Annotated in this window: 21 protein-coding genes; 8 read left to right on the top strand and 13 right to left on the bottom strand. The window is 44.6% G+C overall.

Features of this window, described 5'->3' with window-relative positions; all coding sequences use genetic code 11:
* Positions 1-128 precede the first annotated feature (128 nt).
* The 7 genes from H171_RS00565 to H171_RS00535 all read right to left on the bottom strand — a co-directional run bounded on the left by H171_RS00565 (position 129) and on the right by H171_RS00535 (position 9115).
* The gene (locus tag H171_RS00565) at positions 129-383 is read right to left on the bottom strand and encodes a CPCC family cysteine-rich protein (RefSeq protein ID WP_100303409.1); all 255 of its coding nucleotides are present in this window, start codon (positions 381-383) and stop codon (positions 129-131) included.
* Between the two features lie 36 nt (positions 384-419).
* On the bottom strand, positions 420-911 hold the full coding sequence (locus H171_RS24390) for a hypothetical protein (protein WP_207655165.1): 492 nt from the start codon (positions 909-911) through the stop codon (positions 420-422).
* 91 nt (positions 912-1002) lie between these two features.
* A complete protein-coding gene (locus H171_RS24845) occupies positions 1003-1170 on the bottom strand; it encodes a phage holin family protein (protein ID WP_242976824.1) in 168 nt (55 codons plus the stop codon).
* 173 nt (positions 1171-1343) lie between these two features.
* Positions 1344-1781, bottom strand: coding sequence for a hypothetical protein (locus H171_RS00550; protein ID WP_100303408.1), 438 nt, complete (start codon positions 1779-1781; stop codon positions 1344-1346).
* A 16-nt stretch (positions 1782-1797) separates the two neighbouring features.
* On the bottom strand, positions 1798-3648 hold the full coding sequence (locus H171_RS00545) for an RHS repeat domain-containing protein (RefSeq protein WP_100303407.1): 1851 nt from the start codon (positions 3646-3648) through the stop codon (positions 1798-1800).
* Positions 3649-4119: 471 nt separating this feature from the next.
* Entirely contained in the window at positions 4120-6237 is a 2118-nt protein-coding gene (locus H171_RS00540; RefSeq protein ID WP_100303406.1) for a penicillin-binding transpeptidase domain-containing protein, read from the bottom strand.
* A gap of 13 nt (positions 6238-6250) precedes the next feature.
* Positions 6251-9115: a penicillin-binding transpeptidase domain-containing protein gene (locus H171_RS00535; protein ID WP_100303405.1), complete on the bottom strand. Its 2865-nt coding sequence runs from the start codon at positions 9113-9115 to the stop codon at positions 6251-6253.
* Positions 9116-9420: 305 nt separating this feature from the next.
* Here H171_RS00535 and H171_RS00530 point away from each other — a divergent pair, with 305 nt between their 5' ends.
* From H171_RS00530 to H171_RS00515, 4 genes are all read left to right on the top strand, one after another.
* Positions 9421-9840, top strand: coding sequence for a metal-dependent transcriptional regulator (locus tag H171_RS00530; RefSeq protein WP_100303404.1), 420 nt, complete (start codon positions 9421-9423; stop codon positions 9838-9840).
* A gap of 71 nt (positions 9841-9911) precedes the next feature.
* On the top strand, positions 9912-11108 hold the full coding sequence (locus tag H171_RS00525; protein ID WP_100303403.1) for an NADP-dependent isocitrate dehydrogenase: 1197 nt from the start codon (positions 9912-9914) through the stop codon (positions 11106-11108).
* Between the two features lie 87 nt (positions 11109-11195).
* Positions 11196-11744, top strand: a complete 549-nt coding sequence (locus H171_RS00520) for a GNAT family N-acetyltransferase (protein ID WP_100303402.1) — start codon at positions 11196-11198, stop codon at positions 11742-11744.
* A gap of 100 nt (positions 11745-11844) precedes the next feature.
* Entirely contained in the window at positions 11845-12723 is an 879-nt protein-coding gene (locus H171_RS00515; RefSeq protein WP_100303401.1) for a LysR family transcriptional regulator, read from the top strand.
* 38 nt (positions 12724-12761) lie between these two features.
* On the opposite strand, the gene H171_RS00510 is transcribed toward H171_RS00515, so the two are convergent.
* Positions 12762-13649 carry a LysR family transcriptional regulator gene (locus H171_RS00510; RefSeq protein WP_166433578.1) on the bottom strand — a complete coding sequence of 296 codons (888 nt, stop codon included), beginning with the start codon at positions 13647-13649 and terminating at the stop codon, positions 12762-12764.
* A 241-nt stretch (positions 13650-13890) separates the two neighbouring features.
* On the opposite strand from H171_RS00510, the gene H171_RS00505 reads away from it, so the two are divergent.
* The 3 genes from H171_RS00505 to apgM are packed head-to-tail and all read left to right on the top strand — an operon-like array spanning position 13891 to position 17413.
* Positions 13891-15378, top strand: coding sequence for an SLC13 family permease (locus tag H171_RS00505; RefSeq protein WP_100303399.1), 1488 nt, complete (start codon positions 13891-13893; stop codon positions 15376-15378).
* A 19-nt stretch (positions 15379-15397) separates the two neighbouring features.
* The gene (locus H171_RS00500; protein ID WP_100303398.1) at positions 15398-16135 is read left to right on the top strand and encodes a hypothetical protein; all 738 of its coding nucleotides are present in this window, start codon (positions 15398-15400) and stop codon (positions 16133-16135) included.
* A 24-nt stretch (positions 16136-16159) separates the two neighbouring features.
* Positions 16160-17413, top strand: a complete 1254-nt coding sequence (apgM, locus tag H171_RS00495; protein ID WP_100303397.1) for a 2,3-bisphosphoglycerate-independent phosphoglycerate mutase — start codon at positions 16160-16162, stop codon at positions 17411-17413.
* Positions 17414-17480: 67 nt separating this feature from the next.
* On the opposite strand, the gene H171_RS00490 is transcribed toward apgM, so the two are convergent.
* The 5 genes from H171_RS00490 to aspS all read right to left on the bottom strand — a co-directional run bounded on the left by H171_RS00490 (position 17481) and on the right by aspS (position 23473).
* Positions 17481-18767, bottom strand: a complete 1287-nt coding sequence (locus H171_RS00490) for an aminotransferase class I/II-fold pyridoxal phosphate-dependent enzyme (protein WP_025234737.1) — start codon at positions 18765-18767, stop codon at positions 17481-17483.
* Positions 18768-18798: 31 nt separating this feature from the next.
* Positions 18799-20232 carry an Asp-tRNA(Asn)/Glu-tRNA(Gln) amidotransferase subunit GatB gene (gene gatB, locus H171_RS00485; protein ID WP_100303396.1) on the bottom strand — a complete coding sequence of 478 codons (1434 nt, stop codon included), beginning with the start codon at positions 20230-20232 and terminating at the stop codon, positions 18799-18801.
* Positions 20233-21738 carry an Asp-tRNA(Asn)/Glu-tRNA(Gln) amidotransferase subunit GatA gene (gene gatA / locus H171_RS00480; protein WP_100303395.1) on the bottom strand — a complete coding sequence of 502 codons (1506 nt, stop codon included), beginning with the start codon at positions 21736-21738 and terminating at the stop codon, positions 20233-20235.
* 12 nt (positions 21739-21750) lie between these two features.
* Positions 21751-22044, bottom strand: coding sequence for an Asp-tRNA(Asn)/Glu-tRNA(Gln) amidotransferase subunit GatC (gene gatC, locus H171_RS00475; RefSeq protein WP_100303394.1), 294 nt, complete (start codon positions 22042-22044; stop codon positions 21751-21753).
* A 97-nt stretch (positions 22045-22141) separates the two neighbouring features.
* Positions 22142-23473 (bottom strand): aspartate--tRNA(Asn) ligase, encoded by a 1332-nt coding sequence (gene aspS / locus H171_RS00470; protein ID WP_100303393.1) that lies wholly within the window; start codon positions 23471-23473, stop codon positions 22142-22144.
* 690 nt (positions 23474-24163) lie between these two features.
* On the opposite strand from aspS, the gene H171_RS00465 reads away from it, so the two are divergent.
* Positions 24164-25534 (top strand): MATE family efflux transporter, encoded by a 1371-nt coding sequence (locus H171_RS00465; RefSeq protein ID WP_100303392.1) that lies wholly within the window; start codon positions 24164-24166, stop codon positions 25532-25534.
* Positions 25535-25574 lie beyond the last annotated feature (40 nt).

Raw genomic sequence — 25574 nt, 5'->3', positions numbered from 1 at the left:
GGGAGCTCAAAGTCAATTTCATTATCCATAGTTTTTTTACATGAGTACTTCTAATTAAATAAATTAATAGCTGACTGTAAATCACCTTTTAGACCACCCTGCTATACGAGCATTGGCTTACTTAATGATTAATTGTTTTCGGGCAATTCATCTTCGAGAGGCTTTCTAACCATATTCTTGAACTCTTCTTTACAAACACCATATTTTTTGTAGTTATCTCTCGCATCGTTCAATGAAATATGATTAGCGCCAATATTTTGGTCTGCTTTATCATGTGCTACAGCATCATATTGCCAAAAACACACTTCACAAATATCAACGATAGTCTCGTCCTCACTATCAATCGTGAAATATCCACAGCAAGGACATATTTTTCTTTTCATCACTTAAACCTCCATTCTATTTAGGAGCATACAATTTTATCTGCCTAACCAATAATTAAGCCCCTCAGTCAGCCTAAAGTAAGTAGAGATGCCACCATACTGAATTATTATGCCAAACTCATTTGTAACCGTATCATATCTAAAATATGTGCCTCCACTTGATGTAAATGATTGTATTGTTGAAGTCAGTGGCTTTTCAAGAAAATTTCTAGCTCCGTTTAGATATTGAGTTTCAGTAGTATACCCAAGGTCCCCTGCGTGGTTAGTAAAATGGTTTGTAAGTGTACTGTTGCCTTTTGCATTTATAAAATCAGTAACAGCATTTCTTACACCACTATACTCCGCGCCCTCAACAGCTCTCATTTGTTGTGACTGCAGTAACTGCCGAACCTGCTCAAAACCAGTTGCTCCAGCAGGCCCCACGGTTAATCCAAGACCTGACGCAACTGCAAAAAGAAGGATTATCCTTAAAAGACCCTGTTCCTTTTTCTGTTGTAGTGGGTAAATATTGAATTTCACTTTCATCATCTACAAAATATTCGCAAAAGATCATATTTGCTCTACCACCTATATTGAGTAAAACTCCAGCCATATATTTCCTCCAATCTTTTATTTCTTTTCAATCAACTGTTTCATGGCCTGATGAAGCCCCGTACTTGCCAGACCGCTTATCATAATCTAAAATAATACCTAGACAAGCACAAATAGTTGGGATATATTTATTATCTACATCTTTAATCCAGTTCTTTAAGACATACCCGAAACATAAAGATATTCCTAAAACCACACATAATATAAACTCCTTTCATTTTAAAAGAAAAGTTGAATTTTATAACAACTTAATTTGAATTCTATTTGTGAATGAGGATTGCCATCGAGGTCATTGAAAAACAATACTAGACTAACAGCAAAAAAGCCCATAGCATTGGGCTTTTTGTGCTGTTTCTTGTTGCTCAATTACTAATCTTGACTAAAAGAAAAGTTTGAGACAGTCATAAAATCTGTCTCAAGACAAGGCAAAATTTTCTCTAAATACCAATTGAAATCAGTAATATTGCTTTGTAATTTTTTTCTGTTAATTGTAAGGCCAAACGATAATTGATAGTTCGTATAGATTAATAAAATAACACCTATGTCGGTATTTCCCCATGTTAGCCCTACGCCTATTATTTCGCCAGCCTGTTCTTTTTGCTCTACTATTTCAGCAAAAGCATCCTTGTTTATTTGGTTTTCTTGCCAGTCAAAATCATCATCATCCCCTAGTGGTAGATAATAAATTTTGTTATTCTTTTCTAAGTACCAACCGTTATTTAAAAGACTATTAATTATTTTTATAGAAGATAAAGATTGATTACATCTATTGGCAAGTGTAATACTTAACGAAGCTGATATGGACATTAATGCACCTCCAAATTTATTTGAGAATTTCTGTAAACGGTATTCCTTTTTTAGTTAACCAGTCTTTGATTGTTTGTGGTATGGAGGTATTCGAGAACAGCTCATAAGTAGCACCATTATCAATAGCAATTTTAAGTCTATCTCCCATGTCACTTTTGAATTTAAGTACATTATTAGGATTGCTTTCTAACATATTCCAATATTGTCCTGATTTAGCTTCCCACCATCTATTTCCAAGGCCGCCGTCAAAATCTCGTCCACCTATACTAAATGAACCATAACCACCAATCTTTTTCGTTAAAAAGTCTTCAAAGTCTTTTCCAATAAGCCCTTTTGCAGTCCCAGCGCCCTCAATAGCTCTCATTTGTTGTGACTGCAATAATTGCCGAGCCTGCTCAAAACCAGTTGCTCCAGCATGCCCCACAGTTGCTACACCAAATCCAAGACCTGACGCAACTGCACCAGTTGATGCAAGAGCACTGCCAGTAACACCATATGCAAGGCCCGCTCCTCCAGTTATACCGACCGTACTTCCGATTGCAGCACCTTGAACTATTGCTTCCAAGGAAAATTTGCCCTGAATGGCCGATGATATTCCCCCTGCAATCGCTCCAGCTGCTAAACCGGCTAGTCCTGCAAGAACCAAAAATGGAAGATGTCCAGTTGGATCATTATATACAATCGGATTATTGTGACAATAAGTATACTTATTCAGACTGAGTGGGTCTGTAATCTCTTGATCATTCGGCATCTTCCTTGTCGTTTTTTCAATACTGTCCTCAGCGAGGAATCGGCCTGTCGAAGATCTATAATCTCTGGCACGAAGATAATATGTACTACTGCTTAGATCGAAATACTCCCCACAATACCGGAACGGATTCTCATCCTCCTTATCTGGATTTCTCTCAACTCCAAAAGCATCATACTCATACGAGGCTTTGCACGCTCCGCTTTGACTCCATAGCTGGGTTACATCCCCATGTTCATTCAATATATAGTAGTATACCACACGATCGAATTCTCCGGCAATCAAATTGATTCCTCTTATATAGGTTTTAATCTGTTTACCGTCAGTCTGTTCCGCTACGATATCATTTCCATCCCAGCAATACAAATTCGTTTTCCCCTGGCTTTCGGTCAGTTTCCTCACCTGGGTGCTGTGGCGCAGGCCATCTCCACGGTACTGATATAGAATCTCTTTGTCATCCTGGTTGATCTGGATTAATTGGTTAAATCCATCATAATGTCTCCACTCATAAACGGTCGGTGTCTCCCTTTTATAATGCCCCGATAACTTGACAGTTCCCGGATAGTCTGGTGTTGGCGATGTTTTCTCCCAAATCCGGAAGGTTTCATTTCCATTATCATCATAACGGTACCGATACGTTTCCGTTGTTTTCCCTTGCTTTTTTGTCTCCTTTTCCAGCCGGTTGTTCAAACCATACTCATAATTGGTAACACTGACCAGTTCATCCTTTGTTCTTCCTTCCACCATCATTTTCACACGGTTGGAATAGGCATCATAGGTATAAAATGTCCGCTTCCAGCCGGAATAATCTTCTTCAGTCATACGACCCAGTCGGTCATATTGATAGAATATGGTAACGGGGGAAGAACCGGTTTTGTTGATCTTACTTAGAATATTCCCATTCACATCATAGCCATATTCCGATGCAGAAATCACGGTTCCCTGCCGTCTATTCTCCAAAGTTATTATCCGGTTGCCATCATTATACTGATAGCTGGTTTCCATACCGGACTGCGGATAGCGGAGGGTTTTACGGTTGCCTTTTTCGTATTCCGCCAGTATCACCCCAGCAACGTTACTTTTCCTTACCTGCTTTAGACGATATAAATCATCATACACGTAATACAGACTGACATCCGGGCTTCCATTCCCTTCACGGGTCAGTTGAAAGGACTGGCGGTTTCCATAAATATCATATTTATATTCTTTCCTTACATTTCCCGGATCTTCCTGGAGAATTAGCTGGCCTTTATGATTATAGCGGTACTTCGTCTATAGGAGGAGGGTTTGTTTTCCTCTCACGGATTCCCGGCTAACTTCCCGAATCCGCTTGCCGTTCTTACCATAGGCGTACTCCCGCTCACTGACTGCCATTCCATCAGGAGTTCTCTTTTGCACGGTTTCTTTTATGTTTTACGAACATATGTTCTACTTTTTATAACTTTAAGGTTACATACCCTCCCCCACCAGGCAGAAAAATTGCATAAACACAAAAAAAATCCCTAATTTTAATCTTAGGGATTTTTCGTGTATGTTTATGCACAATTTCTTGATATCATATTAATTCAAACCATTACGGCAGCCTTCTATTTACTGCCCCCCTGGAATATAAGAATTTAAAATAGCTTTGTCCTTTCTCACCACATACCCACTCCCTCCCCGGTCCTTCACATCTTCCGTCATACTGACAAGAAGAATGGGAGTCTCCAGATTTGGATCTGTAGTATAGACAGCAAACCAGCCAAGCTCCGTACCGGTTCTGTCGTCTTTTGATGCCTTGATCTCAGCCGTTCCCGTCTTTCCCGCAAGCTCAATATCATTTCGGTAAGCCGCGTGTCCGGTCCCGTGTTCGGAACTGATCACTTTGCCGAGGGCAGTCTGGATCCTGTCTGCAATCTCAGGGGAACATGCCCCCGGCAGCCAGACTTCCGGTTTTGGTTCCGCTTTATACTGCAGATACGGCTTTATGACGTTCCCATGATTGGCAAACATGGTATAAAGCGACGCCAAGTGTATGGGATTCACTAACATCTGACCCTGTCCGTATCCACTATCAGCCAGCTGAACCTCAGTTTCGATCCGTTCCGTATTGGAATATTGAGACTTTGTTACAGAAATATCAAAAGGAATCTCCTGATTAAACCCTAGTTTATCCAGTCCTGACATGAAATCATCATAGCCGATTTTCAAGGCAGCCTTTGCAAAATAAATATTATCCGAATAAATAAATGCATTCTCCAGTATCGCCGGGCTGTAATCATGAAGAGTAGTGACATAGTAATTCCCCCAGCTTTCATCCTTTCTCCAGCTTAACCCTTCCCTTCCAAAGTCTTCGTTAGGATCAATTGCTCCGGTAGAAAGCCCGATGGCACCGGTTATGGACTTAAAGGAAGATCCTGGAGCAAATCTCTGGCGGAACCGGTTAAACATTGGCTTTCTTTCATCATCATTTAAAGAAGCCCATTTTTCTTCGGACATTCCAAGGATAAAATCATTATCATCGTAGGACGGCGTGCTGACAAGGGCCAGCACTTCGCCGGTAAAAGGATTCATGGCGACCGTACAGCTCTTATCCTCTTTGAATGCTTGATATATCTCATCCTGAAGGGTGCTGTCAATAGTCAGAGTGATATCCTTTCCGTCTACCCTCGGCTTAGCAGCCAGGGTCTTCTTAACGGTCCCGCCAGAATCAGTAATGGTAATTGTCCGTCCATTGGTCCCTTTCAGTTCCTTCTCAAACAAGGCCTCCATCCCGTTCCTTCCTATAACGCTGTCCGACAGATAATCCTCATCCGGATGCTTTTCAAGATCCTCTGCCGTCACATTCTGGACATATCCCACCAGATGAGCTCCACTCTCTCCCAACGGGTAATAGCGTACTTCCGTGTCTGTGATCAGGACTCCCGGAACAGCCAGAAGTTCATCCTGGAATTCCTTATTTTTAACATTATCCTCCCTAGGCTCCATGGAATTCAAATTTAACTCATCTACTTTTTTAATAGTTTTTAAAGGCACAAAAGAATCTTCTTTCACCCATTTAGCTGACAGTTTCTTCCCGATTGCATCTGCAGACATTCCAAGAAGGTTCCCAAGGGTCTCAAGATCTCCGGCAGAATCCTCACTCATTTTTCCGGGAACCAGGCCTACGGAGGAAGCGGTGCCTTTTCCAGCCAGAAGCAGTCCGTTCCTGTCAAAAACACTTCCTCTCTTTGCCTTGTCCGTTGATACTCTTACCTTATCGGAACGCCCCAGCTCCGGAAAAATCACACTGTCGTCCCACACCATCTGATAGCCTTTTTTCTTTTCCTTCCGGAACTTTACCTGATTGCTGATATTTATTTCTCCTGCTATACTGTCAAGGCTCATATTGTAGCTGACCGCTGCTTCCCCGTCTTTTTCCACTACCGGCCCGATCTGGGCGGTTATTCCAGAAGCCTCAATCCCCTCGTAGATATTTTTATGCCTGGTAATAAAATCATCTTCACTGATATTTAGATGACTCTGATCATCTAACATCCCATACATATCCGTATAGTCTGCCTTAGAAAGGCATTCCACATATTCCTGAAACAACTCATCAGGCTTTTTCCTTGACGATTCGATTTTCTCCTGAATCCAGAAGAACAGAGCCGCCCCTGCCAAACCAGTAAGCAAAATACCAAGTGTGCAAACAGTGCTGAATAAAAATCTCCTTTTTTTATGCCTCATCGCATACCTCCTGTTAATCCGTCCGCAGATTATTGGAAACGCCGGAAGCAGTCCCGGTAAGGATATCAGCGGGATCTTCCAGATGAAAGTAATAATTGAATATCTCTTTTCCTACCCCGACCACATTGCCGGAACTGTATCCGTTGGCAACCCGCACAGTTACGGCTATCTGCGGGTCCTCAAACGGGGCATATCCTATGAAAAGTCCATGGTTTGGCCGGCTTTTGGATTCCTCTGCTGTACCGGTCTTTCCTGCTGCATTCACTTTCAAGTCTTTTAAGGTTGCATTGGTTTTTACCAGTTCATTCATGCCCTTTGCCACATCATTCCATATGTAGTCCGGAATTGAAACATTGGACTGAAGCAAAGGCTTAAAAGACTGGATCGTATTGCCATCTGAATCTGTCACTTTATAAATCAGGGAAAGATCAAAGCTGTTCCCATGGTTGGCCAGTGTAGAAGTATACCGCGCAATCTGTGTCGTCGTATAGTTATGGGTTCCCTGTCCGATGGATGAAGGTATGGCAAACCGATCCGTTACATGAGGTTCCGCTTCCCCAATTTCAATGCCTGTTTTTTTATCCAGATCAAGCAAACCGGCATATTCCTGAAGCTTACTGAGTCCTTTCTCTTCCGAAAACACCCCCTCCTCGACCGTACCCAACCGGTATGTGATTTCGGACAGATAAACATTACAGGAATTTTTAAGGGCATCGGCACTGGAGAGAATCGGACCGTGTCCTGACCGTTTCCAGCAGCGCAGAGGAGGCTCTATCTTATCAAATACGCCCGTGCATACGATACTGGTATCCGTACTGATGGCCCCTTCATTCAGTCCTGCAATTACCGTTACCGGTTTAAAAGTGGATCCCGGAGCCGTCAGCTGGCTGGTAGCCCGGTTAAACAGAGGAAGGGATAAATCTGCTGCAAGCTTCTGATAGTAGTCCGTATCCATCTGATTTGCCAGCCGGTTGTTATCATAGCCCGGGTAGCTTACGCAGGCCAGCACTTGTCCGTCCTTAGGGTTAACCACTACAGCCGATCCGGAACAGGGGTTTAACGCCAGCTGAGCCGGGGTGATCTCCAGATTTAATATTTTCTTCCGTATAAACTGCCAGGCATTCAGCTGTCCATTGATAAGAAGGGGATAATCCGGATCCTCTTTTGATAGGATTCCCTGTTCATAAAGGAGTTTTTCCACATCCTCCCCAGTTAAAGTACCTTCTGTTAACATTGTCTGAAATATCAGTAACTCAAATCCGGAATCTTTCTTTAAAATATCCAGGATCATTTCTTCCGTCAGGCGTCTGCTGTTTTCAAGTGTCATATATTTTTCAGAGGCTTCCACCTGACCTAAATCAATCCAGCCATTTGCAATACAGTCAGAAAGATACTGTCGGAAGCTTTTTTCCTTTCGGTCCCAATCCCCGCTCTTTTCCGAAAGTATTTTTTTCTTCTTTACTACATCCAGAAGATAATCATAATAACCTTTTACCTCACTGCTTAAAGAGTCATACCCGGTGTCTGAAACATCAAAGGAATCAGAAAACTCCCTTAAAACCTGCTCTTTCTTATTCGTAAACCTTTCATAGACAGCCTTCTCCAGATCCGTTGCATCCGCTTCCTGTAACCGTCCGGTATCAATGACATGATTCTTTATTAATGCAAAATACACTTCATCCGATGAGATCCGGATCTGGGAGGCATCGGCTGCTTTTGGCATGTCTGCCCTTTTGCTCTCTGACATATTGGCAAGGAGGATCCCTGCAATCTGCTGCTCCAGCATCTGATAAACTGCATTCTGCAAATCCCTGTCAATGGTTAAGTAAATATCATTTCCGGTCTGGGGTACCCTGGTAATTTCCGGGTCCGATTTCCGGTTTCCCACGACGTCCGTATAAAACTGTTCCATGCCATCCTGGCCCCGAAGCCGGTTTTCCATAGATTTCTCAATTCCACCTTTTCCAATCGTGGACTGGTTCGTGTAAATAGTACCTTCCCCATTCCCCACCTCCAGTTCATCAGCAGAAATCGGCCCGGTATATCCCAATATGGAAGAAAGACTTTCTCCTCCTTCGTAAACACGGATGCTGCCTTCCTGGATATCCGCCCCCGGAAGGCTGCGTTTCATTTCCAACACCGCTACCATTGCTTCCTCAGACACATCTGATGCGACCAGATATGGAAGATACTTGCGGTATGAATTTAAGGAAAGGCCGTAACGGATGTTTGCTATCTGCAATATCTCCTTAGCAGTAAGGGTATGAGGCAGATCGTATTGATCCTGTTCTTCCTCTGTGTAAGTATCCTCAATCAGGAACTTTTCCTTGCTGCATAATTTTTTCATGAGTTCTTCTGCTGTTACGCTTTTTTGTTCTTCCGTAAGCTCATCTACCGTACTTTTTCCATAAAAATCGGCTTTGAAACGGCTAAGCTTCCACCCTTCTTCCGTAAACCCATAGTTTCCCTGTTCGTCCACAGATATAGGCAAAACTGTATTCAGCTTGTTCTCATCCTGAACCAGGCAGATCAGCTGATAGGCAGTTCCGTTTAAGGACCGCTGACGCTCTTTGTTGGATCTGTAATTCTGGGAATCCTCCAGGGTTATATCATAGGAAAGCCGGTTAGAAGCCAGTAAATTCCCATTCCTGTCATAGATGTTTCCCCGGCTTCCGGCAAGTCTCTGAGTCTTCATAATAGAACTCATAAACTCTTCCTGATTTGCTGCCCCCTCCAGGATCTGAAGACGGTACAGCCGTAAAATAAGCGCCAGAAACAGAAATCCGAAAAAAACACCCAGGATTGCAAGCCTTGGAATCCGGTCCAGTAATGGAAGTCCGGAAATATTCTCTTTTTTCCATAATTTATGATTGCGCAAAATAGTTCTCCTCTAATCTTACAATTGTAAGATTTCATTATACACGGATTTGGTTCTGATGTAAACTTTTTTTTATAAAATCACTTCTGATAATTTATCAGAAAGCATCTTAAGGTTCGCAATATGATAATCCCAGCCCACATGACACAATCAGATGCAGAAGCCCTTGACAGAACTCCCTGCTCAAAATGCTATTAGGATAGCGTTAAACGAATCATCCCTCCTTTTACCCTCCCCACTCATAGATCTCCCCATATGAGAATAAGTATAAGTAATATTCAAAGGTTAAAAGAAAGGAGCGAACCATGGCCCAAACCGATAATTTCTATACCCTGAAGGGTTACTCCCTCTTGGAGCATACGCAAATCACCTCCTCCATGGAAGATTATCTGGAAATGATATGCAGGATCCATCGTGGCGGCCAGCCTATCCGCATCAAGGAGCTGGCGGAATGCCTGCATGTAAAACCTTCCTCCGCATCAAAAATGGTGGGAAACTTAAGGAAGCAGGGACTGGTATGCTTTGAGAAATACGGCACCGTTTCCCTGACCGAGGACGGCTTAGAGCTGGGAGAATATTTATTATTCCGCCACGAAGTCCTCCGCCGTTTTTTCTGCTACATCAATCAAAATTCCAATGAGTTAGAGCAGGTGGAAAAGGTGGAACATTTCATTGAGCCGAAAACTGTGTATAATATTGAAAAATGGCTGGATAAGTTTACATAGAAAGCTTGTGTGATTTTATAATTCATCGTATACTATAGCATAACACGAACATTTCTAAGGAGGACAAACACATGGATAAGATTAAGATGACAACCCCTATCGTCGAAATGGATGGCGATGAGATGACCAGGATTCTCTGGCAGATGATCAAAGACCACCTTCTGCTGCCATATATTGATTTAAATACAGAATACTACGACCTGGGCCTGGAATACCGTGACAAGACAAACGACCAGGTGACCATTGACTCCGCCAATGCCACCAAAAAATATAAGGTCGCCGTCAAGTGTGCCACCATCACTCCCAACGCAGACCGTGTAAAGGAATATAGCTTAAAAGAGATGTGGAAAAGCCCCAACGGCACCATCAGGGCAATCTTAGACGGAACCGTATTCCGTGCTCCCATTGTTGTCAGGGGAATCGAACCATGTGTGATGAACTGGAAAAAACCTATTACCATAGCAAGGCATGCTTACGGTGATGTTTATAAAGGATCTGAAATGAGGATCCCCGGAACCGGTAAAGTAGAACTTGTCTATACCGCAGAGGATGGAAGCGAAACACGGGAGCTGGTCCATTCTTTTAAAGGTCCTGGAATCGTACAGGGAATGCACAACTTAAACGATTCCATTGAAAGCTTTGCAAGAAGCTGTTTTAATTACGCTCTTGACACCCGTCAGGATGTATGGTTTGCCACCAAGGATACCATTTCAAAGAAATACGACCATACCTTCAAGGATATTTTCCAGGACATCTTTGAGGCTGATTACGAGGACAAATTTAAAGAGGCCGGCATCACCTATTTCTACACCCTGATCGATGATGCAGTCGCCCGTGTCATGAAATCAGAAGGCGGCTATATATGGGCCTGTAAAAACTATGACGGTGATGTAATGAGCGATATGATATCATCTGCTTTCGGATCTCTGGCCATGATGACCTCTGTCCTGGTATCTCCTGATGGGGACTATGAATACGAGGCCGCCCATGGAACCGTACAGCGCCATTACTACAAGCACTTAAAGGGAGAGGAAACCTCCACAAACTCCGTTGCCACCATCTTTGCATGGACCGGGGCATTAAGAAAGCGGGGAGAACTGGATGGAAATGCAGAACTGGCCGCATTTGCAGATAAGCTGGAGCAGGCGACCATCGATACCATCGAAGCAGGCGAAATGACAAAAGATCTGGCTCTCATTACTTCCATTCCTAATCCAACCGCATTAAACAGTGAGGAATTTATAAAGGCCATTGCAAAACGGCTGTAAAGATACCTGGTTCCAAATAAACTAAGACAGAAAAAGAAAGCCGCAAAATCAGCTGCTTTCTTTTTCCTTTCAGGAGGTAATACAAATATGGAATACAAACCAAAAGAAGTCCTGTTAAAAGACGGGACCCCATGCCTCTTAAAAAGTCCCGGCCCTGGTGACGCAGCCGCTATCTTAAGACTCATGAGCCAGACTTCAGAGGAAACCAGGTATATGTCCCGGTATGCAGATGAGATCAACATTTCTCTCCACCATGAACAGGATTTTCTTTCTTCCCTCCTTAAAAGCCAGAAGGATTTGATGATCTGCGCGGTAGTTAACGGGAAGATTATTGCAAATGCCGGAATCAACCCCATTGCATTATTTGATCGTTATGCCCACCGGGCCACCTTTGGCATCTCCATATGCAAGCCATACTGGGGGCTTGGGATCGGTTCCCATCTCCTTGGAGCCATCATAAGGGGAGCTCGGGAAATGGGCTATGAGCAGTTGGAGCTGGAGGTGGTAAGTGAAAATGAACGGGGTCTGGCTCTTTATAAAAAGTACGGTTTTGTGATTTACGGCACCAGGGAGTACTGCTTTAAATACCGGGATGGAAGTTATGCGGCCGCTCATCTGATGATGGTAAGGCTTTAAAAATTTTTGACATTTTTTTCTAAATCTCTGTTCATACCATAATCAAAATGATATAATGAAGATTGTTATATAACATCTTGGTAATGGAAGGATCCCTGATATGAACTTAAGACATCTTACTATCTTTAAAACGGTGTGTGAAGAAGGCAGCATTACCGGAGCGGCCAAAGCGCTGTCCATGACCCAGCCCGCCATCTCCCACGCCATCAATGAACTGGAAGAATCCGTAGGTTCTCCTCTGTTTAACCGTGTGTCCCGAAGAGTGGTCATCAATGAAAACGGAAAATTTTATTTGTCTAAGGTCATTCCTCTCCTGGAATTGTATCAGGATCTGGAAAACTACTCCGGTGCCCTGCATCTGCAGGCTCCTTTACGGATCGGTTCCTGTGTAACCCTTGCCAGCTACTTACTTCCCAAAGTGGTATCCCGATTTACCCTGACAAACCCTGATACACAGCTAAAGGTCACCGTTAACAATTCTCTTGAAGTCACAAATAAGCTTTTAAAAAACGAATTGGATATCGGCCTGATCGAGGGTGTCATAGCGGATGAACAGTTGGAGAAAATTCCTTTTTCTTCCTATCCTATCGCAGTTATCTGCGCTCCCGGCCATCCTTTTGCAGAACGCCTTGCACAGCCTGTTGCGCTAGACCGGCTTATTGAAGAGCCCCTGCTTTTGAGAGAACAGGGATGTACCATCCGGGATACCTTTGACTGTGCCCTGGCATTAAACAATTTATCGGCCGAGCCACACTGGGTAAGCACCAACTCGGATGTGATCCTGCAGGCGGTAAAGGAGAATATCGGAATCGGCATTGTTCCCAGGATTTTTGCCGATGAGTCTATAAAAAGAGGGGAAGTTATTGAAATAGAAGTGAAAAACTTAGATATCAGCTGTATGAATCATGTGGTGTTTCATAAAGACAAATTTCAGACAGAAGCATTCCAGGCATTTATCAACCTGGTGCTGTTCGAATAGAAGGCGCTCCATGGGGGATTTTATCCCTCTATGGAGCGTCAAATATAATTCTTCACAAAATCAAGAAACACTTCATCAGGAAGAGATAAAGGCTGATCCTTATGATACAGCGCATATATCTTTCTGGTGAGATTTATGGGATCCTTAAGCTTTAACTCTTTTATTACTCCGTATTTACGTTCTGTCTCAATAGCAAGGACCGATAATATGCCGATTCCCTGATTATCCACCACACATTTTTTTACCGCTTCGATGTTGCCGATGGCCTGGATGTTCCTCTTCGGGAAGTTCAGGCTTCCAGCTGACTCTAAATATTTCACAATGGATGAGCGGTGATTGGTGGTCATGAGGGTTTCTCCTACCAGATCTTCCAGCGTAACCTCATCTTTCCGGCTTAATGGGTTTTCTACGGATGCAAAAAAGACCAGCGGATCGTCCATCAGCTCCTCATACATCAGTGACTCTCTTTGCGGTGGGAAAGGCTGGCTCACAAAACCCAGAGGAAAAACCTTAGCTTCAATATCCTCAAAAACATTCTGAGTGTACTCTACGTGGTTTACCACGGTCACAGACGGATATTTGGCGGAAAAAGCATGAATGATCGGAGGAAAGATATAAGTTCCGGGCGTACCGGAGCATGCGAAGCGTATTTCCTTGTTTTTAAGATTCTGGGAGGCGTATATCTCCTTTTCCGCTCCTCTCATGGTTTCTAAGACCGTCTCCACATAAGGCAGAAGCAGCTTCCCTTCCTTTGTCAATCTTATCCTGTTATTATCACGTTCAAATAATATAGTCTCAAAATGTTTTTCCAGGCTTTTCATGCGTATGGAAACAGCCGCCTGGGAGCAGAACATCTCTGAAGCAGTCTGGGTAAAACTATGGTTTCCGGCGACTTTTAAAAAGGTTTCCAAGGTTTCCAGATTCATGATCATTCTCCTTAAAGTCTTTTGCATAAAATATATTTATGGAGATTATAGCAAATTCACAAAATCATGTCAAATATTCTATTCTTAATAAACATTTTTTCCAACCCTATAAGATAATTTTATAAAGTCATGGTTTCCTCCCCTAAGAATGAAATAAATATAAAAATCTATTGTTGTACTTTTCTCTACAAAAATTTTACACTTAGGCTACAAAAGATATTGTAAGAAAGGAGATGCTGCCATGAATGAAGCAAAAGCAACATTGTCAGCACCAGAAATCAAAGTAAAAAAAGTCAAAAGCCCTTTTGAACTTAAAATGCAATTTTTCGGGCTTCCGGCCGCACTGATCGTATTCGGCCTATTCTATTCCACCCCGGTCCCTGTAGGACTTTCTTATGCAGGAAAGATGGCTCTGGGGGTATTCTTAACTGCCCTTATTTTATGGGTCACGGAAAGCATTCCGAATTATACGGTCTCCCTTCTTGTCATTGTGGCCCTTCCCCTACTTGGCATCTGGGAAGAAGAAAAAGCCATGGGCGTGTTGGGCTATGAGGTTATCTGGCTGACCTTTGCAGCCTTTATCATTGCCTCAGGCATGGAAAAAAGCGGTCTTGCAAAACGACTTGCCCTAAATCTCATAACCAGGTTCGGAAAAAGCGCTAACAGCATTCTGCTTCTACTGATGGCAACCAACTTCCTGATTGCTTTTGTCGTTCCCTCCACCACGGCCCGGGCGGCAATGATGTTTCCCATTGTCCTGCTGGTAATCGAAGCATTCGGAACTACTATGAACGACCCGAAGAATAACCTGGGAAAACTTCTGGCCTTACAGGGAATTCAGTCCAATAACTTATCCACAGGGGCCATCGTAACCGCAACCAGCGCCCAGATCATGGCCATCGGCTTTATTAAGGATTTAACCGGACAGAACATTTCATGGACCTACTGGTTTATTGCATCCGCCCCGGTCACCATACTCACATTGCTGGCTTCATTTTTCATAGGAAAATTATTATTTAAAATACCTGCTTCCAATGCAAAAATAAACTTAAGCCTTCTTGAAGAGGAACGTAAAAATCTTGGTAAAATGAGTCTGGTAGAAAAGAAAGCATTGATCATCTTTGGTATCACCATTGCCTTATGGGCCATTGATACCAGGCAGATTCAATTATTCGGATTTCAGCTCAGCCTTGTAATGGTAGCTATTTTATCAGCAGCATTATTCTTCATGCCCTATCTCGGCATACTGAAATGGAAAGAGGCCAAAATTTCCTGGAATCTTCTGATTTTCGCCTGCGGGGCTTATGCCGCAGGAGTGGCTTTGGATGAAACCGGAGTAGCCGCATGGGGGCTTAACGCTCTGTTCGCCCACTTAGGCATTGAGAATATGAGCTTTACTGTAATATTTGCTGTCATCATGCTGATTGCCAGCTTCAGCCACTTTATCTTCACCTCCAAGACAGTGCGGACCATTATTCTTATTCCCACAATCATCGGCATCGCCAATGCAACCGGGATTAATCCTGTTGCCCTGGCCCTTCCGGCTGCATTTTGCATTTCCGATACCATAACTTTGCCGCCTCACAGCAAAGTCAACCTAATCTATTACAATACCGGTTTTTTCAATGTCCTTGAACAAATGCTTTACGGCACACTGGTTCTGCTTGCCAAATGGGGCTTAATGATCATCGCCTCCCTGACCTGGTTCCGATTCATCGGACTAGTATAAGAGAAAGGAAATAAATCATATGAATAAAATTAAAAAATTATCATATATCTCATACCTCTGCCTGTTTGTCTCATTGGCGGCAGTACAGACCTCTTATGCAGGCGATGCCGGTAAAGTTGTATCCATGGAAGACCGGATAACGCCTGATGGCCAAGATGGAATCATTACCCAGACCATAAATGCCAAAACCAATGAATCCGGGGAAGTCATCTTTCCCATTTGGAAAGATGCTGCCATAGAGTCCATAAAAACCATCTCCGGTAATCTGACAGCAGAAGAAGTAACTGAAAAAACAGATGGCGATCAGTCCTATTATCTGGCGGTGTTTGCTGAAAAAGAAAAGGAGGTTTCTTTTCAGGTGGTTTTACGGGGGGAAGGATTTTATGAAGGAGAGGCTGCGGATTTAGGCGATACCTATCCCGGCAATGCAAAGGAACTCTCATTTAAGGCCAAAAATACCACCCCAATATCCATCGGTTCTTACCAGATGAAAATTGCCGTTCCAAAGGGAAAAGAGCTTCTTAATATCGTGGATTATTCCGACAAAAAGCCTTTCACCATCACCAGCGAAGACGAATATACGTTCGGAGGATTTGATTTCGGAAAGGTTTCCCCGGGAAAAGAATCAAAGCTTGCTATTAACGTGTTCGACAAGAAAAGCGGTTCCTCTGTTTTCCTATGGATCATCATTATCCTGCTGTCAGCCGGATTCATGTACCGCAATTTAGACCTGCTAAAAAAGCCGGTCAATGAATAAATCGAAAAGAGGATGGGTGATCATATGAGGAAAAGACAGGGAATACTGATTATTTCTGATGGCCTGGGAGACCGGCCGATAAAGGCGCTGGGCGGTTTAACCCCGTTAGAATATGCAAACACGCCAAACCTGGACCGCCTGTCAAGAGAAGGCTGCACAGGGAACGTCTACCCCATCGCCCCAGGGATACCCGTTGGCACCGATGTGGGCCATATGGAGATCTTTGGCTGCGATTCCAATAAGTACTACCCCGGCAGGGGCCCTCTGGAAGCTTTAAGCGGAGGAATCGAAATAAGGGAAGGGGATGTTGCCTTTCGCGGGAATTTCGGAACCATTGACGAGGAATATACGGTGATCGACCGAAGAGCCGGACGGATTCAGGCTGGAACCCGGGAACTTGCCGAAGCCTTATCCGGTATGAAGCTTAAAGACGGCACAACAGTTCTCGTAAAGGAGCTGACCCAGCACAGGGTCGCAGTGTTGCTTCGTGGGAAGGAACTGTCTGCGGCTATTGTACCCACAGATGTCGGCACTGCCAACGAAGGTGCAAAGCTGGTGATCCCCTGCCCAGAGGATCCTGCCTGTAAAGAGGCTGTAAAAACTGCTGAAAACCTTTGGGAATTTACCCTGAATGCTATGGAGATCCTAAAAAAACATCCTGTCAACCAGGAACGGGTCAGGAACGGACTGCTGCCGGCCAACGTAATCATAACCAGGGGACCGGGAAAGCTAAGCACCATACCGAGTACGGCCCGGCAGCTGGGCATCCGTGCCCTCTGCATTGCAGGCGATATCACCGTAGGAGGGATCGCCCGGCTGGTTGGTTTCGATTATTACGTACAGGAATCCTTTACCGGTGGATTTAACACAGACATCATGGGAAAAGCCCGCAAGGCTGTGGATTCTTTAAAGGAAGGCTACGACTGGGTCATCGTCCATATAAAGGGCACCGATCTGGCTGGTCATGACAACCAGCCTTTGGAAAAGGTCCGGATCATAGAAGAGATTGACGGCATGGCAGGCTATATCATGGATCACATTAGCGGAGAACAATGTTACATCGCTTTCACAGCAGACCATTCCACCCCCTGTGAAGCAAGAGACCATACAGGAGACGGCGTCCCCACCATTATATGGGGTTGGGATGTAAGACGGGATAAGACAGAAAAGGCAGGTGAAACCTTTTTTATGGAAGGAGCCTTGCAAAACCTAAAGGCAAGGGATATATTTACCATGCAAATGGACCTGATGGGCTTTACCAAAAAAAGAGGAGCCTAATCCAGATAAACCAAAAGGAAGCGCCGCAAAATGATGAAACTGCTGTCATTTTCCGGCGCTTTTTATTTTATGATTCCTTTAAAATCTTGTCAATGCTGACGATTTTCACACAAAGAGCAAATAATTCCATCGCCAGGATCAGATCAGATAAGGGTGGATAAGAAGGCGCAATGCGGATATTGTTATCCCTTGGATCCTTTCCATATGGGTAAGTGGCTCCTGCCCCGGTCATGACGAGACCGGATTTCTTACACCTTGCTACAATGGCTTTTGCACATCCGTCAAGGGAATCAAAGGAAATGAAATAGCCGCCTTTGGGACTGGTCCATTCTCCGATTCCAAGTCCGCCAAGCTCTCTTTCCAGGATCTGGTTCACTGCTTCGAATTTCGGCCTCATGATGTCTGCATGCTTTCTCATATGCTCTACCATCCCGTGAATATCTCCAAAGAAGCGTACATGGCGCAGCTGATTTACCTTATCATGGCCGATGGTCTGGATCTTTAACTGCTTCATTATGTCAACCAGGTTGTTCTGGCTGGCCGCGATGGTTGCGATACCGGAACCCGGGAAGCTGACCTTTGAGGTGGAAGCGAATTTATATACCATATCCGGATTACCGGCTCTCTTGCACTCTGCAAGAATTTCAATGAGATGATCCTGGTCCCTGTCATATAAATGATGAATGGTATACGCATTGTCCCAGTAGATGCGGAAGTCTTTGGCAGCCGGTTTTAACCGGGCAAAACGGCGTACCGTATCATCGGAATAGGAAATCCCCTGAGGATTGGAATACTTTGGAACGCACCAGATCCCTTTAATGGAATCATCGTTTGCCACCAGCTCTTCCACCATATCCATATCCGGACCGGTTGGGGTCATGGGAACATTCACCATCTCGATCCCAAAATACTCGGTTATGGAGAAATGTCTGTCATACCCAGGAACAGGGCATAAGAATTTCACTTTATCCAGCTTACTCCAGGGAGTGCTTCCCATAACGCCGTGAGTCATGGAGCGTGAAACCGTATCATACATGACATTTAAGCTGGAATTGCCGTAAATAATGATATGGTCAGGCGCAACCTCCATCATATCGGCAAGAAGCTCCTTTGCCTCCTTGATTCCGTCAAGCACCCCATAGTTACGGCAGTCGGTACCGTCATCACAGGTTAAATCGTCGTTGCTGCTCAGTACATCCATCATTCCCATGGATATATCCAGCTGTTCCGTGCTGGGCTTTCCTCTGGACATATCAAGCCTTAAGTCCTTGCCCTGAAACTCCTTATACTGCACGTGAAGCTGTTTTCTCAGTTCCTGTAACTCTTCCTTTGTCATCTCAACATATGGCTTCATAGATTTCTTTTTCCTCCTCATATAGACTCCTTTAACCTAATAGTTCCTTAAGAATCCTGTTGACCGCTCCCGGATCGGCTTTTCCCTTCATAGACCGCATGGTCTGGCCTACCAAAAACCCAAAAGCTTTCTCTTTCCCACTATGATAATCCTCCACAGACTGTGGATTTGCGGAAACGATTCCCTCAATTACCCTGTGCAGCTCCTCTTCGTCATTTACAACCCTTAATCCTTTTTCTTCCACATACTGTTCCGGATCAATGTTTTCTGCGAAGATCTTTTCAAAGACTTCCTTGCCCACGGTACGGTTAATGGTACCATTATCTACTAAAAGAATTAATTTTGCAAGGTTTTCCGCGGAAAATGTCATTTTTTCAGGATCCATGTCATGCTCTTTTAAAAGCCGCATGGCTTCTACCATCAGCCAGTTTGCAGCTTCTTTCGGCTTACTGCAGATTGCTGTGACCGCTTCAAAAATATCCGCCATATGCTTAGATCCGGTGATGATATCTGCATCATATCCAGAAAGCTTAAATTCCTCCTGATAGCGGGCCATCTTCTCCGTCCGCAGCTCCGGCTGTCTGGCCCTTATGCTCCTGATCCATTCATCACTTATGACCACCGGAGGCAGATCCGGGTCCGGGAAATAACGGTAATCCCTGGCATCCTCTTTGGATCGCATGGCATAGGAGAATTCCTTATTATCATCCCACCGCCTTGTTTCCTGAACCACCGGCTTCCCTTCTTCAAGCAATTCAATCTGGCGTTTCCGCTCTCCTTCAATGGCACGGGCAATGGCCTTAAAGGAATTTAAATTTTTCATCTCCGTTCTGGTTCCAAATTCGGAGGAACCGGCTTCACGGACTGATAAATTCACATCAGCTCTCATGGAGCCTTCCTGAAGCTTACAGTCGGAGGCTCCCAGATACTGAATGATGAGCCTCAGCTTTTCCAGATAGGCGATTACCTCATCCCCGCTTCTCATATCAGGTTCTGAAACGATTTCAATGAGAGGGACCCCGCTCCGGTTAAAGTCCACAAGCGAACAATCCTCCCATTCGTCATGGATAAGCTTTCCCGCATCCTCTTCCATATGGATCTCATGGATCCCGATTTTTTTCTTTCCTGCCGGTGTGTCAATCTCCACGCAGCCATCGTGGCAGATGGGGAGATAAAGCTGGGATATCTGATAGTTCTGCGGATTATCAGGATAGAAGTAATTCTTCCGGTCAAACTTGCAGTACTGGTTGATCTGACAGTTTACCGCTAGACCTACTGCAAGGGCATATTCCACCACCTGTTTATTAAGGACAGGAAGGGAACCTGGCATACCAGTGCAGACCGGGCAGGTGTGGGTATTGGGCGCACCACCGAATTCCGTAGAGCAGGCGCAGAAGATTTTCGTGTTTGTGGCAAGTTCCACATGGACTTCCAGTCCTATAACTGTCTCATACTGTTTGCTCATTTACCTCTCCTCCTTTCCCGCTTGTTTTAAAATAGCATCTTCCGCCATAGGTGGCATCTCATAGTTTCTGCTCTGCTCAAAAGCAAAGCCTGCCCGGATGATGTTCTTCTCCTTAAAACAATCCCCAATAAACTGAACTCCAATTGGTAATCCTTTAGAATCCTTGCCACAGGGAACCGTAAGACCTGGAAGTCCGGCAAGGTTTACGGATATGGTATAGATATCCCCCAGATACATCTTTAAGGGATCGCTTAAGCTCTCTCCAAGCTTTGGTGCTGTGGACGGGGAAGCGGGCCCCAGAATTACATCGTATTTTGAAAATGCCTCGTCAAATGCTTTCTTGATCAAAGCCTTTGTCTTTAAAGCCTTCAGATAATAGGCGTCATAATAACCGGAGCTTAATACAAAGGAACCAAGCATGATGCGTCGTTTTACCTCCGGGCCAAAGCCCTGGGAACGGCTCTTTTTATACATTCCGTGTAGTCCGTCGTATTCTCTTGCACGATAGCCGTATTTGACACCGTCAAACCTGGACAAGTTGGAGCTGGCCTCTGCGGAAGCGATCACATAGTATGCCGGAATCGCATATTCCACCATACCCAGATCAAAGGTCTCCAGGATGGCTCCCTTTTCCTCCAGAACCCTGGCGGCTTTTAATACCGCCTCCTTCACTTCCGGATCAAGTCCTTCCCCCAGATAATCCGCCGGTATGCCGATCCGCATTCCCTTCACATCATCTCTTAAAGCCTCAGTAAAGTCACAGTCTTTCCGTTCCACGGATGTGCTGTCCTTCTCATCATGGGAAGCCAGAACCTCAAGAACCGCGGCGCAGTCCGTCACGTCCTTTGCAACGGGGCCGATCTGGTCTAAGGAAGACCCATAGGCAATCAGCCCGTACCTGGAAATGGTTCCGTAAGTAGGCTTTAATCCGGTAACTCCGCAGAAGGAGGCCGGCTGTCTAATGGAACCTCCTGTATCCGAACCCAAGGCATAAAAGCATTCCGCCGCCGCTACTGCCGCACAGGAACCGCCGGAGGAACCGCCGGGAACGTGGTCCGGGTTCCATGGGTTTCTTGTAACTCCGTATGCCGAAGTTTCCGTAGTGCTTCCCATGGCAAACTCATCCATATTGGTTTTTCCAAGAATCACTGCTCCGGCCTTTTTTAAATTCTCCACTGCTGTTGCCGTGTAGGCAGGAACAAAGTCCCAAAGGATTTTGGAGCTGCAGGTGGTCTTCATTCCATCGATGCAGATGTTATCCTTTACCGCTACCGGTACACCTGCCAGAGGACCAGTCAGTTCACCGGCTGCAATCTGCTTCTGCACCTCCTCTGCCTGTTTCAGTGCACTTTCTCCCTCTATTGTCACAAAGCTGTTAAGCACCGGCTCCATGGCCTTTATCTGACCCAGGACCGCTTTTACTGCTTCTACGGAAGTAACCTCTCCGTCTTTAATTTTTTTCCCAAGCTGTACCGCCGTGAGGGATAATATTTCTTTCGCTGTCATACCAGATTCCCCCTATTCCACTGTTTTTGGCACCTTAAAAGCTCCATCCTTACTTTCCGGAGCATTTTTTAAGATGTTCTCTCTGTCGTCACCGTTTTCCACCACATCCTCACGGAAAACGTTGTGTACCGGGAATACATGGGACATGGGTTCCACGCCATCGGTATTCAGTTCGTTTATTTTATCAATATAATCCAGCATACGGCCCATATCATTCTTTGCCGCTTCCCTTTCCGTCTGGTCAAGTTCAAGCTGTGCCAGGATTCCAACGTATTCGATTGTAGCATCATCGATCATGTGTGCCATCTTTTTCTTCCTCCATTCATATTTCCAGTCCACATATTCTGGGCAGGGCCGCCCGTTTTACCAGGCATAAAAGATACCCGCAGGGTGATTCCCTTCATTATGGCTCCAGTCTCGTTACATCTCTTGGAAATAGGGTGGTTTCCCTTATATTCCCTTCGTCAAGAAGACGCATGGTAAGGCGTTCCAGGCCGATTCCAAGGCCTCCGTGAGGCGGCATACCATATTGGAATATCATTAAATAGGAAGAAATATCCTCCGGATTCATGCCTCTGGCCTCCATTTTCCTGAGGATCGCTGCATAATCATGGATTCTCTGGCCTCCGGTAGTCACTTCCAGTCCCTTGAACAATAAATCAAAGCTTAAGGTAAACTTAGGGTCTGCCGGATCGTCCATGGCATAGAAAGGACGCTTCTTTGATGGATAATGGGTAACAAATACGAAATCGCTGCCATACTCTTCCTTAAAGTACCGGCCGATAAGCACCTCCTCCTCCGGTTCCAGGTCATAAGGGTTTCTGATTTTACGGTTATATTTCCCGGCAACCAGCTCCTTTGCTTCTGCAAAACGGACCGTAGGGATATTGGTTACATCGGGAAGTGTGACCTTAAGCATGTTAAGCTCTGCTTCATATTCCTCGCAAAGAAGTCCAAAGGTATATTGGAGCATAGCTGTCTCCATTTCCATGATCTCCTCATAGCTTTCAATGTATCCCATTTCAAAGTCCATGCTGGTATATTCATTTAAATGTCTTGTTGTATTATGCTTTTCCGCACGGAAGACGGGAGCGACCTCAAATACCCGGTCGTATACGCCTACCATGGTCTGCTTATAAAACTGGGGGCTTTGGCCCAGTTCTGCTTTTTTATTAAAGTAATCCAGTTTAAATACGTTGGAGCCGCCTTCTGCTCCGCGGGCTACGATCTTTGGTGTACGGATCTCCGTAAAACCCTGGCTGTGAAGGAAGTCCCGAAAGCCTCTTACAATTCCTTCCTGAAGACGGAACTTTGCCCTCTCCATGGGATTGCGAAGGGTAATGGGGCGCAGCGTAAGCTTTGTCTCCAGGGAAGTGTTTAATTTCCACTTGCTGATTGCCACAGGAAGGGCCTCTGACGGCTGGGACAATAAGTCAATCTTCAAAAGACGGATCTCAAACCCATGGGGAGCCCTCTCTTCCTTCGTTACGATTCCAGTGACCCTGACCGCTGACTCTTCTTTTAAAAGGCTTAAGTCAAAATCCGTTTTCCCTTCCTCGTACACGCACTGTACCAGTCCTTCTGCTTTCCGAAGGATCACGAAAGCAACCTCTCCCATATCCCTTATGGTATGGACGCTTCCTTCCATTTTTACGGTCCGGCCTTCATAACCGCCGGATTTAATGCGGTCCACAGGGACCGTCTCCTTTTCTTTAACACCACTGATAAATTCCATATCTGCATTCTCCTTACCTGAATGTAATTGTTTTGATTCCGGTAATGATATTTATCGTTTAGCAGTGCTAAGCATAAAAATATCCCGCCCCGGAATACAGTTACATATTCCGGGACGGGATTTATATGGCTATAAGTTCCCGCGGTACCACCCGCATTGAGACAGCTGCTTCTTCCTCCGGCCGCAGATATGACAGCCAGATAAGCAAATGCCCCCACTCAAACATTTAACGCATGTGTACGGATAAGCCTACTCATGTCACAATCAATCACTTTAAGAATTGACCGCCGCTTCGGCATATCGGCTCCGGAGTGTTCCCTTAGCCAAGTCCCACATGACGGCGCTCTCAGTCGGTGACGCCCTCTTCCTGTTGAGGTCCATAGGCCAGAGTCTCCTTCTCTGCCTTTTTCAATATAACGGAAGTTCGGTTCGCTTGGCTCACCGAATGCCTTTAAACTCCTGTTGATTCATGATTCCCTGTACAGGCCTGTTTTATAACAGTTCATCACTTCACTACAATGAATTTCACTAATAATATCATAATCCATTTTAACCTGCAATATTTATTTTTCACAAATTATCCCCAGCATTGGGAAATAGAACCTAATAAATCATACAATATTGACTTTTCCTGTTGAAGCAGTTACAATTATGAACACGCTTACTAAAGAATCAGGAGGGCCTTTTTTTATGTCTGAAACATTGGATGCTATAAGACCTGAAGAAAATAAGATGGGAACCATGCCAGTAAACAAACTTTTACTGACCATGTCACTTCCCATGGTTATTTCCATGTTGATACAGGCACTTTATAACGTAGTCGACAGTATTTTCGTCGCACAGATCAGTGAAACAGCTCTTACCGCAGTTTCCCTTGCATTTCCCATACAAAATTTAATCATCGCCATCGCCGTAGGAACCGGTGTGGGAGTCAATGCTCTCCTTTCCCGCTCCCTGGGGGAAAAGAATCCGGAAAAGGCAAATCTGGCCGCAGTCAATGGAATATTTATTTTTATTCTCAGCTATCTTGTCTCCGCCCTGTTTGGAATTTTCTTTTCCCGGTTTTATTTTACAGTACAGACAGGCAATGAGGAGATCATTAACCAGGGAACCATTTATCTTTCCATCTGCACCATCTTTTCCTTTGGCGTTTATCTGCAAATTGCTTTTGAACGGATCATGCAGTCCACCGGACGCACCATCTATAATATGATCACCCAGGGACTGGGAGCCATTATCAATATCATTCTGGATCCAATTCTCATTTTCGGGCTCTTTGGATTTCCACGCCTTGGCATTGCCGGAGCCGCTATTGCAACCATCATCGGCCAGATCATTGCCATGATGCTCCTGCTGTATTTTAATTTAACCAGGAATCCTGATGTAAATTTGAACATGCGTGGTTTTCGCCCGCATAAAGAAACGATCATTGATATTTATAAGGTAGGACTTCCCTCCATTATCATGCAGTCCATCGGTTCTGTCATGACCTTTGGTGTGAACAAGATCCTTCTTATGTTCTCCGAAACCGCAGTATCCGTATTCGGCATTTTCTTTAAGCTGCAAAGCTTCATCTTTATGCCCGTATTCGGACTCAATAATGGTATGGTACCCATTGTCGCCTATAACTGGGGGGCAAAAAACAAGGACCGTATCATGAAAACCATACGCTCCAGCGTCATAGGATCTGTCTCCATCATGTTCCTGGGAGTTATCATTTTCCAGGTGTTTCCAAAGCAGCTTTTGCTCCTGTTCGATGCCTCAGAGCACATGATTTCTATCGGGGTTCCTGCTCTTCGCATCATCAGCTTAGGGTTCCTCTTTGCCGGCTACAGCATCATTATCGGTTCTGTTTTTCAGGCTCTTGGGAACGGCATCTATAGCCTGATCGTGTCTGTCGCCAGGCAGCTTGTTTGTATTTTGCCAATTGCATATATTTTCGCGAACGTCTTCGGTCTTAATGCAATCTGGTTTGCATTCCCTCTGGCTGAAATCATGTCTCTGGTTTTAACCACCATACTGTTTAAACGAATTTATGAAAACTGCATCAAGAAACTATAGTTTCCCACGCAACTGAATATGCAAGCATTCTGCTTGCTTC

The sequence above is a fragment of the [Clostridium] celerecrescens 18A genome, assembly GCF_002797975.1.
GTDB lineage: Bacteria > Bacillota > Clostridia > Lachnospirales > Lachnospiraceae > Lacrimispora > Lacrimispora celerecrescens.
This window is presented reverse-complemented; position numbering and strand designations above follow the sequence as displayed.